Annotated in this window: 12 protein-coding genes; 3 read left to right on the forward strand and 9 right to left on the reverse strand. The window is 43.7% G+C overall.

What is annotated here, in order from left to right; all coding sequences use genetic code 11:
* The first annotated feature begins 1 nt into the window (after nucleotide 1).
* Nucleotides 2–481, forward strand: coding sequence for a 2-C-methyl-D-erythritol 2,4-cyclodiphosphate synthase (gene ispF / locus ABDD94_RS04475; protein WP_345954856.1), 480 nt, complete (start codon nucleotides 2–4; stop codon nucleotides 479–481).
* A gap of 227 nt (nucleotides 482–708) precedes the next feature.
* On the opposite strand, the gene ABDD94_RS04480 is transcribed toward ispF, so the two are convergent.
* The 9 genes from ABDD94_RS04480 to ABDD94_RS04520 all read right to left on the reverse strand — a co-directional run bounded on the left by ABDD94_RS04480 (nucleotide 709) and on the right by ABDD94_RS04520 (nucleotide 10,574).
* Complete coding sequence (locus ABDD94_RS04480; protein ID WP_345954857.1) at nucleotides 709–1,086, reverse strand: hypothetical protein; 378 nt, start codon at nucleotides 1,084–1,086, stop codon at nucleotides 709–711.
* Nucleotides 1,087–1,155: 69 nt separating this feature from the next.
* A complete protein-coding gene (locus tag ABDD94_RS04485; RefSeq protein ID WP_345954858.1) occupies nucleotides 1,156–4,506 on the reverse strand; it encodes a glycosyltransferase in 3,351 nt (1,116 codons plus the stop codon).
* A 73-nt stretch (nucleotides 4,507–4,579) separates the two neighbouring features.
* Nucleotides 4,580–4,741, reverse strand: a complete 162-nt coding sequence (locus ABDD94_RS04490; protein WP_345948731.1) for a FeoB-associated Cys-rich membrane protein — start codon at nucleotides 4,739–4,741, stop codon at nucleotides 4,580–4,582.
* 79 nt (nucleotides 4,742–4,820) lie between these two features.
* Entirely contained in the window at nucleotides 4,821–6,014 is a 1,194-nt protein-coding gene (locus ABDD94_RS04495; protein ID WP_345954859.1) for a hypothetical protein, read from the reverse strand.
* A 92-nt stretch (nucleotides 6,015–6,106) separates the two neighbouring features.
* Nucleotides 6,107–6,937, reverse strand: coding sequence for a GMP synthase (locus tag ABDD94_RS04500; RefSeq protein WP_345954860.1), 831 nt, complete (start codon nucleotides 6,935–6,937; stop codon nucleotides 6,107–6,109).
* A gap of 8 nt (nucleotides 6,938–6,945) precedes the next feature.
* Nucleotides 6,946–8,043 (reverse strand): carboxylate-amine ligase, encoded by a 1,098-nt coding sequence (locus ABDD94_RS04505; protein ID WP_345948728.1) that lies wholly within the window; start codon nucleotides 8,041–8,043, stop codon nucleotides 6,946–6,948.
* Nucleotides 8,044–8,046: 3 nt separating this feature from the next.
* On the reverse strand, nucleotides 8,047–8,511 hold the full coding sequence (locus tag ABDD94_RS04510) for a DUF4262 domain-containing protein (RefSeq protein ID WP_345954861.1): 465 nt from the start codon (nucleotides 8,509–8,511) through the stop codon (nucleotides 8,047–8,049).
* The gene (locus ABDD94_RS04515; RefSeq protein ID WP_345954862.1) at nucleotides 8,512–9,750 is read right to left on the reverse strand and encodes a hypothetical protein; all 1,239 of its coding nucleotides are present in this window, start codon (nucleotides 9,748–9,750) and stop codon (nucleotides 8,512–8,514) included.
* A gap of 116 nt (nucleotides 9,751–9,866) precedes the next feature.
* Entirely contained in the window at nucleotides 9,867–10,574 is a 708-nt protein-coding gene (locus ABDD94_RS04520; protein WP_345954863.1) for an alpha/beta fold hydrolase, read from the reverse strand.
* A gap of 128 nt (nucleotides 10,575–10,702) precedes the next feature.
* Here ABDD94_RS04520 and ABDD94_RS04525 point away from each other — a divergent pair, with 128 nt between their 5' ends.
* Nucleotides 10,703–11,506 carry an alpha/beta hydrolase-fold protein gene (locus tag ABDD94_RS04525; RefSeq protein ID WP_345954864.1) on the forward strand — a complete coding sequence of 268 codons (804 nt, stop codon included), beginning with the start codon at nucleotides 10,703–10,705 and terminating at the stop codon, nucleotides 11,504–11,506.
* A gap of 142 nt (nucleotides 11,507–11,648) precedes the next feature.
* On the forward strand, nucleotides 11,649–13,463 hold the full coding sequence (typA, locus tag ABDD94_RS04530) for a translational GTPase TypA (RefSeq protein ID WP_345948723.1): 1,815 nt from the start codon (nucleotides 11,649–11,651) through the stop codon (nucleotides 13,461–13,463).
* The last annotated feature ends 57 nt before the right edge of the window (nucleotides 13,464–13,520 follow it).

Below are 13,520 nucleotides of genomic sequence, written 5' to 3' on the forward strand. Positions count from 1 at the left end.
TATGAGTAAGATACGTATAGGCTTTGGTTTTGATGTACACCAGATGAAAGAAGACCATCCCTTTGTGATGGGTGGAGTTACCCTGCCGCACCATTCGGGTGCTTTTGGGCATTCTGATGCTGACGTTATGGTGCACGCCATTTGTGATGCTTTACTGGGCGCAGCCAACCTGCGCGATATCGGGTATCACTTTAGTAATAAAGATGAACGCTGGCGGGGCATAAGCAGCCTTATTTTACTACAACATGTTATAAAACTCTTGCAAGAGAAGGGCTGGAACGTAGGTAATATCGATGCCATGATATGCCTCGAAGCGCCTAAAATAAACCCGCACATACCCGCCATGAAAGCAAACATTGCCCAGGCGGCAGGCATCAGCGAAGATGATATCTCCATTAAAGCTACCACTAATGAGCAAATGGGTTTCATAGGCCGCGGAGAAGGTGTAGTAGCCTATGCGGTTTGTTTGATAGAAAAGTAGCTTTGCACTGAGTAAAGAATATGGACCGTCTTGTTGCGATCCTTGATTATTGGTTCACATAACGAGCTAGGTGGTGGGCTCGTTTTGTTATGGTGCATGAACCGCATTGATTTTTACATCTAAATCTAACAATGCATCTTCGGCATACCATTCCAATCGGTATCTGCAAAACAGAATGTTTAAGTAGCTAACAAATCCTACTAGTAGCGCAACAACGGGTGTGATAATTAAATATATTTAGAAGGAGCGCAACTAGCAGCTACAATTGAACATAAAATAGCTAAGGTTAATTGAAAACCGAGTATCACATTTAGCGCTTCGCCATAGGGCTGCAATTCTATACAAGCAACGTTTGTTTTATCCCTATTTTCAATAGAAATTATTATCAAACCTATGCCATTAAGTGCGCTTATCTTGCCTGCAGAACGATTGATAATTATTGATGTGTTCTCAATGTTAAAGAGCTTATAGTCTATCAAGTCGAAATTTATCCAACTCTTTAGTTTGCTTGCTTCGATTTTTTCTTTAAGTTGATTAAAGATGAAAGCACTTGATTGATCGATCTTTAAACAATACGTCTTATTGAACTTGCATGTGAAACTCATGCATTTGACTGCTTATAGGTAATTAATACAATAATCTTACTCCTCATTCGATACCCTTTACTTTCTACTTTACACCTTTACATTGCCCGTTCTTTTCAAATTACCCCAGCCGCTGTGCTGGCCTTTGAGGGCGTGGCGTAGAGACTTGAACAAGATGTAGTACATCAATTGCCGCCAGGCAAAGCGCTGCGGAATAATGTAGATTAATTTGCGGTAACTCTCTTTTTCCATACGGAAAGCAATAACCGCTACTAAAAGATCGATAACGATAAACGCCAGGTAGAACGCAAAAATCTTTTCGGGATGGTCGCTGAAAAAGCCGCCAATCATCATTAAATCGGCCAGTGGTGAGAACAATGGCAGTATGATCTGAAAAATAAGGATGTTAGGCATACCCACCATGCCAAAAAATTTGTACTTGCGGTTAAATAAGGCATCGCGGTTTTTCCAGAAGCTTTGCATCACGCCATAACTCCATCTAAAACGTTGTTTCATCAGCATGTGCACTGTTTCGGGCGCTTCGGTATAAGCAATAGCCTCACCAGCATTACGAATAACATAGCCCAGCTTGAGTATGCGCATTGTTAAATCGCAATCTTCGGCCAAAGTATCGGTAGTAAAGCCGCCTGCTTCAAAAATAGCCTCTTTCCGGAATGCCCCAATGGCTCCCGGTACCACCGTAATGCTGTTGAGTAAATCAAAAGCACGGCGGTCCATATTTTGCGCCGTAATATATTCAATAGACTGCCAGCGTGTAATAAGGTTGGTCTCGTTACCCACTTTAACCGTACCGGCTACTGCGCCAATCTCCTCATCGGTAAAGTAAGCCATCAGGTGTATAATGGCGTCGTTCTTCAGTAAAGTATCAGCATCAATACACACTACATAATTATACTTTGCCTGAGCAATACCAAAGTTCAGGGCCGATGCTTTGCCGCCGTTAGGTTTGGTTAGTATCTTAACCATATCATGATTTTGATAGGCGGTGCTCACCACTTCAAACGTCCGGTCTTTAGAGCCATCGTCCACAAAAAGTATTTCCATTTTCGGATACTCCAGCTGCATCAGGCTTTGTATAGTTTTAACCGCTGTTACCTCCTCATTGTAAGCAGGCACAATAATACTTACCGGCGGCAGGGCGCTTACATCCACATCATGATCAGGCGCTTTTTTATTCAGGGCAAACTGCCTAACGGCCAATATGCCTATAAGTATAATTCGGCCTACCGCTAAAAATATAGCGGTAAGGAACAGGTACAGTAAAAACCAGTTGCCATAAAATAAGCCCGAGTTAAACAGATCATACAATCCGCCGGTGATGCCGCTGTTGGCATCGTCCGTTACAGGCGGCATCAGTTCATCCTTGCTCTTGTTTAATACATCGGCAATGGTGGTAAACTCATAACCCTTGCTTTTAAAGTATTGGATAATGCGCGGCAATGCCTTAACCGTTTCCTCGCGCGAATCGCCGCCGGCATCGTGTAGCAATATCATGGAGCCGTTTCCAGATTGTTTAATGGTACGGGCTACAATACTGTCGGCTGTTACGCCGGGTTCCCAGTCGTGCGGATCAATAAACTCGCCTATGTTAATGTAATTCTCTTTTTTGCTTTGCGCCACCGGAATGATCTCGTCAAGTGTTTGCGGCTCGGCATCAGCATTAAACGGCGCCCTGAAAAGCACGGTACTGTGCCCGGTTATGGATTCAATAAGCTTGCGGGTGGCATTTAACTCCAGACTTACGCGTTGGAGAGGGATTTTGGAGATATCGGGGTGAAAGAAGGTGTGGTTGCCAATCTCATAGCCTTCATTGTAAATGCGACGCAGCAGAGGCATGTTTTTTTCAACCATAGCACCCACCACAAAAAACGAAGCCGGTACTTTTTCTTTCTTTAGTATGTCCAGTATTTGCGGTGTATAGGTAGGATCCGGACCATCATCAAACGTAAGAACCACCTTTTTTGGCGCATAGCCATACCGCCTGATCACATATTTGGTAGGCAGCTCTATATAAGTCTGGTTGGTGATGGTGAAAGTTTTAGGATCGAACTTTACATCAATTTTGCCCGTTTTAGGTTCAGATATAAGGTATAGCACCTCACCCTCGCCGGTGTAATCAACCTTTTTATTTAAGCCTACTTTGGTGAGTTTTTTTATATCGATACCCGTTTTGCGTAAAGAATCGGTAGATAAGTTCTTTTGGAAAAATGACCACAAGCGCGGGTCTTCAGTTCCGAGCCGCCATAAGGCCACGCCGCCGGTAGCCCAATCATCGGCCATGCGGATGATGTTGAAATTGGTGGCAGCATCGGCAAAGTATACGGTGTGCATCAAAGAGTCTGACCCACGGTAAGAAAAGTTCAAGTTGGCAGACTCGGGGTTGTAATTAATTTTGCTGTTGTGTTCCTGAGCGGTACTTACAGCCTCCTGGTAGCCTACTGAGGTGCCGTAATTATGTTCGGCCCAGTCAAAACCGCCGCCTGCCACCGTCAAAATAACCTTCTCGCTGGGTACCTGCTCACATACTTTATCCAGTATTTGCTCCACCCAATGCTGGTGCGAAATATCGCCTGCGTTACTGGCATCGTTATGCTGGTCAATAGCCATTACAAAAAGGTAATCGTTCACTTTTTGTAAAAACTTCAAGTCAAACTCGTCATCTTCGGGCACCACATTTTGGGTTAACAGAAAGCCCTGGGTGTGCAATGTGCTGTAAAGCTCCTGCTGAAATGCACGGTATGCCGGCCGGTTACGATCTTTTATGTCGTCAAAGCTCAAGTTAAGGCCTTTAAGCTTGTATTTGGTTAAGCTTTCGGCAATGTTGTTAATGAATGCTGTACGCAGCTTAGGGTTGCCAACTATGCGGTTAACGTCCTTACTATCGAAACCGCCGCTTACATTGTTGTAATTAATATAATTGGTAAGTGTTATGACAACGGGTTTATGATGGCGTTTATTCAGGTTTACCAGGCCGGTGTCCATACGCACGGTAATGGTGTCTTCACCAGGAGTAATGGCAAAGCCTTCGCTCACTACCATGTCCAGTTTGCCTATGTTATCAACCAGCGAGGTATAGGCCTGTGGTTCCCAGGCGTGATAAAAGCCTACGTTAATCCGGAAAGCGTTATTTGGATGTTTAAGCTGATGCAAGTGTAATGCCCGCCTGATCTCCTGTATCTGAGCTTTCTGAACCGTAAAATCGCGGTATTCGGTTGATCGCTTGAGCTTGTTTAACTCGGCTTTGGTTAGCTTTTTAGGTGTTGGCGTAAGGTTGGGAAGCTCGGGATACTGCTTTGACGTAACAGTAATTGCAGCGCCTACTACGCCGCTTACTAAAATAAACAGCAGCACTCGGCTAAGCCATTTAAAGCTATTCCAACGTTTAGGATTATCAGCTTGAAAAATTTGTTTATGAGCCATCAGCAGTTAGTACGTTTCGCAGAACAAAACTAACGGTTTTAATGAATAAACTTGTTAAAAGGAGCTTTAGCGTTTAAGAACCCAGTTTGTCGGGATTAACGTTCGAAAAATCGACCCCGCATTTACAGTTTGAACCACAGCCTTTTTTAGTATAAAGACTTTTATATACCATACGGCCCACATAAACCACAGCGGCCGCAAAAAGTAATATAATGATGATGGTTTGAAAACTCATAGTGCAAAAATACAGATTGTTATATCATATACACGTAAAAACCAATGCAATAGTATTAGCCGCACCTAATAAGTAATGCTTATTTAGGAAAGAAAGCAGTAGTACCGCCCACCCAGTCGAAATCTTTATTGTAGCGTACACCAATCATTTTGCCACGGCTTAAGCGTGCAAGGTTTATAGCCAGAGTTGGTTCATCATCACCGTCTGGCCAAAGGTATAGCAGCCGAATCTCGGCCTTTACGCCACCGTCGGGCGCTTCAACCACAGGTTTATAGTGTACTTTTTCTTGCAATATCCAGTTCTCCGGGTCCTTAATGCTTTCAACGTCCGTAGCGGTAACATCAATAATTACGCCCTGGCCGGCAAAGGAGAATAAGGGTTTAAGAACATAGTTTTCCAAATCGGCGGGTATGGCCGCTAACTCATGCAAAAAGAACGTTTTAGGTATCGCATCTCCTTTTAAGTAGGGCATGGTAAACTTACTAATGCGATAGAACCAGTTAGGGTGGGTTACCCATTCCACATCGAGCGTTTGTCGCAAATCAACATACCCATCAAAAGGCGTACCTTCTGTTTCAATCTCGTCAAATATAAGGCGATTGTATATGCGCTTAATTAATTTATCTTCACCGTTGGCCTCATAAAATAACTGATTGCCTTTTTGCTTTATATCGCCTAACGATACGATGGGAATGCCCAGGTATTGCTGCGTAATATAAAAGTCGACCGATGTTTTTTGTTCGAGAGCATTCACATCCATCAATACAACTTCGTGAGGCTGGTAGGGCCCCAATATGGTTTCTCTCAATAAGTCTGTATAATCCTGTTTACCCAGGTTGTTGAAGTAGATTGTCCAGTCATCGGCAATATCATAAGCCTGGCTGTAAGTATCACCCAGCTTAACCTGGAAACCGTATAGAGATGGAAAGCCTTGCAATTCTATAAGCTTAGGTACGATGTTGCCGGCTTCATCTTTACAAACGCCAAAATCTAAGGCAATGAAATGAGGATGATCATTCTCATTAGCTACTTTCCATTTTTGCGGAATTGCACGCTCGGTTAGTTCTTTAAAACCTGGTTGCAATATAGTTTGCAGGATATTGTTACCAGCGGCTAGCAGCTTCTCTTTAAATTCGGTCGTTAAAAAGATAGGCGTTTCTGCCACGCGGAATGCCACATCAGCAGGCAGGTCTTTATTGAGCAGCTGTAAAAACTGCTGATATTTTTCGGTGCTGAAGTTAGCGTTGAATTTGCTGCGGGCGGATTTTTCCATAGAGATGTTTTTTAAAAGTAGTTCGACGACTTAGCACTTAAAGTTTTCAAGCAAGTTCAGACTTACATTTGTGAATCATACTCCTTATCCGCCTATGCTTCCTGCAAACTCAGTATGGCCTCATGTAAAAAGTTAGGTATAATGGTATTTTGCGTGTGCATGATCTTGTCCGGGTCTTCCAGGCGTTCAATCATCTCATGATACTTGGTTTCGCCGTGTTCATCTATTACCTCTTTCTTTTTCTCGTCGGTAATTAAATACTCTTTCATGCCTATGGCATCAGCCTCGGGGTGAAATTGCGTGCCTACAAAGTATTCGTTGAAACGTATAGCCATCATAGCACGCGGATATTCTACATAAGGCCGTTCTTTTTCAATAGCAATGAGCGTTGCTCCAGTCTCTTTAAAACGGTTTTCATCAGGGTTAATTACCTGCCATGAGCGGGAATCAACTGCATAGAATGGGTCGCTCAGGTCTTCGAAAATAGCTTCGCTATGTCCGCTGGGTGTTAAATGCACTGGTAATGCGCCAAATGATGGTGAATGGCGCAAATTCACCTCGCCCAGTTGCCAGCGGCGGCACATTAACTGGAACGAGTGACAAACGAAAAGCACATGCTTTTTGGCTCCATCGGTAGTTTGATTGTGCTTGTCAATAGCATCAATCAATTTAAAATAGTTGTTTTCCCAGTCAGACCCTTCGCTATCAATAGGGCTACCCGGACCGCCGCTTGATATATAGATATCAAACTCGGTACCAGGTACCTCATTAGCTCCGCGGACGTCAAATACCTGGTAGCTCAGGTTTAACTGACCGTCGGTCTTATACCGTACTAATATATCCTGAAAACAGCGCATGCCCTGGTTAGGGTGACCTGCATATAAATCGAGTATAGCTACTTTTATGGATGTTGTATCTGTCATCACGTTGCTCAAATCCCTTTTAATGTTTGCGAGGTAATATAATCTACCACGTCTACAAAGTTACCTTTTTGCTGATAAACAGCCAACTGGCGGTCGGCTCCGGTACCGTGTTCCAGTATCTGGTGTATGTATTGCAAATCATCGCGGCATCCTAAATCATCCACTACATCATCCACAAAATCTAACAGTTCCAGTATCAGTGCACGGGTGTTTACTTCTTGTTGCTTGCCAAAATCTATCAGTTTGCCATCAATGCCATAACGTGCGGCGCGCCATTTATTTTCATTAATGAGGGCACGAGGATAGGTGATAAACTTCATGTTTTGCAACCGCAGCTTGTACAGCTTGGCACACAATGCCTGAAAAATTGCGGTAAAGGCAATTGTCTCATCAACCAGCATAGGACAATCACATATCCTGAACTCAATAGTTTCATAGAATGGATGTACCCGGATATCCCACCAGATCTTTTTGGCGTTATCAATGCAGTTGGTTTTTACCAGCAGCTTAATGTAATTGTCGTACTCCTCAATACTGCTAAAAGCGTCGGGTATGCCGGTACGCGGAAACTTATCAAACACCTTGGTACGGTATGATTTATAACCGGTATTACGCCCTTCCCAAAAGGGTGAATTGGCGCTCATGGCGAAAACGTGTGGCAAAAAGTAGCGTACCTGGTTGGCAATATGTATGGCCATCTCCCGCGATTGGATGCCCACATGCACATGTAAACCAAAAATAAGGTTCGAGCGGGCGGCATCCTGCAGTTCGTCTACAATTTCGTTATATCTTGGATGTTCAGTAATAAGCTGGCCCGCCCAGTGCGAAAAAGGATGCGTGCCGGCCGCACCTATACGCAAACCCATATCACCTGCCAGTTGGGCCACCGTAAGACGTAGTTTGCTCACCTCTTTACGTGCCTCCTCGGTGTTGCGGCAAATATGCGTGCCTACTTCCACTACAGCCTGGTGCATTTCTGCCTTTACCTGGTCTTCGTGAATGCGCTGGGCACCGTCTACAATCTTTTGTTCATGCGATTTTAGTTCCCGACTAACCGGGTCTATCACCATAAACTCTTCCTCAACCCCAATGGTAAACTCATTCATAGCTTAAAAATTTAGTGGTCCTAATATGGGTTGTATATGCTTTATTCTCTGAGGCCAATCACTTTGCCAAGGGTAAATGCCCTTTACTGTTGGATAAATACACTGTAACACCGGAAACTCATCGTTTTTATAAAACCAGTGTGCATAACCTAAATAGTCTCGGTAATTACATTGATCAATAGGGATAAAATAGCACTCAAAGCCTTCCAGTATATCCGGCGAATAGGAGTACGCATCAAAAACTTTTCCACTTTTAATGGCTTCTCCCATATCGTTAATGAGCGAATGAATTAATTCTTGCTGCAGGCCTATAATGATGATCTCCGGGTGTTTAAAGTTGTGAAACAAACCGACAGAAAAGCCAAAGCCAGGCAGGCCGTTATCAGCAAGGACGTGAACAATATGGAACCCATATTGCTCTACGTCACTTATTAACTTTTTATCACCGTCGGTTAATGCAGTATCCATTTAATCTTTTTTCTTGGCCTTTTTGCCCTTTTCCTTTACAGGCTCTGCCTTTGTAACCGGTTCCTTAATTGCTTTTACCTTAGTTGCTGCTTCCTTGGCAGGTGCAGCCGGCTTTGCAGTTTGTACAGCTGCTTTAGGCGCGGCAGCAGCTTTGGCTTTTTTAGGTTTAGCCGCTTCGGTTATTGCGCCTTCATCAGTTATAGCATGGTCAATAGTGCCTAAACTTGGCGCTGCCGGGGCTGCGGCTGCCGCTTTTGCTGTTTTAGTTTTTGTTGCTGAAGCCGCTACTAAAGGTGTTTGGTTCACGGCTCCTTTTAAATATTGGCCCCAAGTTAAATTGTCTACACCGTTTTTCTGTTGTTGTGCACGCTCAATAGCATAAGTGGCAGCCGTTTCAACCACCCAGTCAAAGTTTTCCTGGCCTACACTGTTCACGTCGGCATCTGGCGCCGGGTTGCAAAAATCAATAGCGTAGGGGATGCCATCGCGTACGGCAAACTCCACGGTATTAAAATCGTAGCCTAAATATTGATTTAGTTTTAGCACGTACTCTTCAATAGTGGCCAGCAGTTTTTTATCAGCCGGGGCTTTGCCATGCTCATAACGCAGGTGATGCGGGTTGCGTGGCTCATATTGCATAATACGTACGTGCTTACCGCCAATGCAGTAGCAACGGAAATAATCATCAAAAATAATCTCTTCCTGTAACAGCATCACCAGTTCGCCGGTACCTTCAAACTTAGTCCATAGGTCTTCTTTGTCACTAATCTTGTAAACATCGCGCCAGCCGCCACCGTCAAACGGTTTCATGTATGCCGGGAAGCCTACATAGTTAAATATGGCATCCCAGTCTAACGGGTAGGCCAGGTTACGGAAGGATTGATCATTAGTTCCTTTAGGATGATCGCGCGAAGGGAGTAATACGGTTTTAGGAACAGGAATGCCCAGCTTTACCGCCAGTGCATTATTAAAAAACTTTTCATCAGCGCTCCACCAGAACGGGTTATTGATAACGGCAGTGCCTGATATAGCCGCATTTTTAAGCGCCGCCCGGTAAAACGGCACATCTTGCGATATGCGGTCAATTATTACCGCATAATCAAGCGGCTCGCCTTGCATTACCTTATCAATGCGCACAAACTCGGCGCTGATATCTTTTATGCCTTTTTCATTTATGCGATCTACAAAAGCCTGTGGAAAGGTGTTCTCCTGTCCAAATAAAATGCCTATTTTTTTCATAAGTGTAGGTTGTGTTTAGTTGTTGTTAATATTTAGTTGTAGGTTTTATGCTGTAAGCTTTCTGTTTTTTAAACCTGTTTTAAATCTTGACGCTGGCTCTTATTCTAGTATCGCTATTAACTTATGGTTGATAAATAATGCGGAAACATTTCTTTCCAGATGGGCCAGTCGTGCTCGGCAAATGGTCTTACATCCAGCCAGTGATTAATGTGTTTTTGATTTAGAATATTTGAAAGCTGGTAGTTATACTCTTTGCAGATATCACGGTCTGACGTACCCAGAATAATGTTCATACGCCATAGGTCTTGATGGTTACTGCCTGGCAGGTAATCTACCGGATTATTGTAAAAGATGTTATCGTCATAATACCCATCGGTAAACATCCTGATGTCGAAAGCACCACCCATGCTAAACATGTGGTCAACTCGTTCAGGGTGTTTAAAGGCATAATTGGCTGCGTGGTAGCCACCAAAGCTGCAACCCGCTACGCACACCTTGCCTATACCGGTTTCGTGCATAGCCCAGGGCACTACTTCGTTGTGTAACATCTGGTCGTACCGGGCATGGTTGCGGGCGCGGTCGGCCGGATGAATGCCCTTATTGTACCAGCTTTGCAGGTCTATAGCGTCGGGGCAGTAAATTTTCACCAGGCCATTGTCTATAAACCAGCGTGCGCTGTCAATCAGGCCATAATCTTTGTTCTGATAATAGCGGCCCATTGAGGTTGGAAACAGGATAACCGGATAGCCACGGGTGCCAAACACCAGCATTTCCATGTCCTGATTAAGGGTTTGTGAGTACCAGCGGTGATATTGTTCAGTCAATTTTAGTTAAGCTATAATTATTTAAGTTGTAAGATAGGCCGATTGTTTGATTTGGGCAACAATAAGCGTAATAATTGTGTATAAGTGTTAAAAGCACGTACTTTTGTAACCCCATTAATTAATTGAATATGTATACTGCCTGGCCCGAAACCATGACCGTTACCGAAACCAGCCTCCATATAGCCTCGGCTTTGCTTAACCGCGAAGTGAAATGCACCCTTTACTCAACTGATGATATTGCGCCGCAAAGCCTGCTCTTGTTGAATGACGGACAGGATGCTGGGAATTTAAAGCTGAAAGAAATCCTTGAATTTCAATACGAACGCAGTGGCATTGATCCCTTACTGGTAGTAGCCATACATGCCGGCGAAGAGCGCATTCAAGAATATGGTGTGGCAGACCAGCCTGATTTTAAAATGCGAGGCTCAAAAGCGGGTTTATATGCCCGGTTTATTGTGGAAGAGCTTTTGCCGGCTATTTACCTGGAAACTGGCCTGCAGGCGTTTAAAACAACGGCTTATGCGGGTTTTTCGCTTGGCGGGTTATCTGCATTTGATATTGCCTGGAACCGTGCAGATGTTTTTAATAAAGTGGGCGTATTCTCCGGCTCGTTCTGGTGGCGCAGTAAGGATCTGGCTGACGGTTATACCGATATGGACCGCATAGCGCATCAAATGGTCCGCGAATCAGCAAATAAGCCTGAGCTTAAATTTTGGTTACAGACCGGTACGCTTGATGAAACAGCCGACCGCAACAAAAACGGCATTATTGACTCGATTGACGATACTATAGATTTCGTAAAAGAATTGGAGGCTAAGGGGTACATGCGCCCCAGCGATATTCAATACCTCGAAATGGTGGGCGGCGAACACAATGCAGCTACCTGGGCTAAGGCAATGCCTAAGTTTTTGTGCTGGGCATTTAGCGGGTAAGTTTACAACTGTTTATTATATGATAATGATACTTTAACATGCTCATTTATAGCTAATATTCAAAGTATTGTAAAAAGCTGAGAATGCTTTTAATTGCCATAAATTAAACGTATCTTTGCGCAAAATTCAAGAGGCATATTTCATGCAAAATCAAATTCGTAATATTGCTATTATAGCACACGTTGACCACGGTAAAACTACTTTGGTTGATAAAATCCTTCATAGCTGCGCCATCTTCCGTGATAACCAGGAGACCGGCGAGCTGATTCTGGACAATAACGATCTGGAACGCGAGCGGGGCATTACCATCGTTTCTAAAAACGTATCGGTACGGTATAAAGACGTAAAGATCAACATTATTGATACTCCTGGTCACGCCGACTTTGGCGGTGAGGTTGAGCGTGTGTTAAAAATGGCCGATGGCGTTTTATTGTTGTGTGATGCTTTTGAAGGCGCCATGCCACAAACTCGTTTCGTAACCCAAAAGGCTTTGGCTTTAGGCTTAAAACCAATTGTGGTTGTAAACAAAGTAGATAAAGAAAACTGCCGTCCGGAAGAGGTTTATGAACAAATTTTTGAGTTGTTCTTTAACTTGGATGCTACCGAAGAGCAACTGGATTTTCCGGTTATCTACGGTTCATCAAAACAAGGTTGGATGAGCACCGACTATAAAGTTAAAACCGATGATATCTTCCCTTTAATGGATGCTATCCTGGCTAACATTCCACCGGCCCCTATCAGCGAGGGTACTTTACAAATGCAAATCACTTCGTTAGATTATTCATCTTTCGTGGGCCGTATTGCTGTTGGTCGTGTGGCTCGTGGCGTAATTAAAGAAAACCAGCCGGTATCTTTGGTGAAACGCGATGGCACTATTCAAAAATCAAGAATTAAGGAGCTTTACACTTTTGAAGGTCTAGGTAAAGTTAAAGTAACCGAAGTAAAGTCGGGCGATATATGTGCGGTTGTTGGTATTGAAGGTTTCGACATTGGCGATACCATTGCCGATTTTGAGAAACCAGAACAACTGGAAGTTATCCATATCGATGAGCCTACCATGAACATGCTCTTCACCATTAATACTTCACCGTTTTTTGGTAAAGAAGGCAAGTTTGTAACCTCACGTCACCTGCGCGATCGTTTGTACAAAGAGATGGAGAAAAACCTGGCCCTTAAAATTGTGGAAACTGAGTCTCCGGATTCATACCTGGTTTATGGTCGTGGTATTCTTCACTTATCAGTACTGATCGAAACCATGCGCCGCGAAGGTTATGAGTTACAGGTTGGCCAGCCACAGGTTATTATTAAAGAGATTGACGGTGTTAAATGTGAGCCAATTGAGGTACTTACAGTTGACGTACCTGGTGATGTTGCCGGTAAGGTAATAGAGCTGGTAACACAGCGTAAAGGCGATCTTTTGGTTATGGAGCCTAAAGGCGATTTACAGCACTTAGAATTTGAAATTCCGGCCCGTGGTATTATTGGTTTACGTAACAACGTATTAACTGCTACTGGTGGCGAGGCTATTATGGCCCACCGCTTTAAAGCTTACGAGCCTTGGAAAGGAGCTATTCCTGGCCGTGCGAATGGTGTATTGGTATCAATGGATACTGGTAAAACAACTGCATTTGCTATAGATAAGTTGCAGGATCGTGGTCGTTTCCACATAGAGCCGGGTGTTGATATTTATGAAGGCCAGATTTTGGGCGAGCATATTCGTGATAATGACCTGGTTATTAACTTAACTAAAGGCAAGCAGTTAACCAACATGCGCGCATCTGGTAGTGATACCAACGTGCGTATTGCACCTGCTATCAAATTCTCTTTAGAAGAATCAATGGAATACATACAGGCTGATGAATACATTGAGGTAACTCCTCAGAGCATTCGTATGCGCAAAATCTATCTGAACGAAAACGAAAGAAAGATTAACGCTAAGAAGTTCCAGTCTGCCTAACTAGATTTAGGCATCTATTATATATCCATAAGCAAGCCCCGGCATTAAGTCCGGGGT

The sequence above is a fragment of the Mucilaginibacter sp. PAMB04168 genome, from assembly GCF_039634365.2.
GTDB lineage: Bacteria > Bacteroidota > Bacteroidia > Sphingobacteriales > Sphingobacteriaceae > Mucilaginibacter.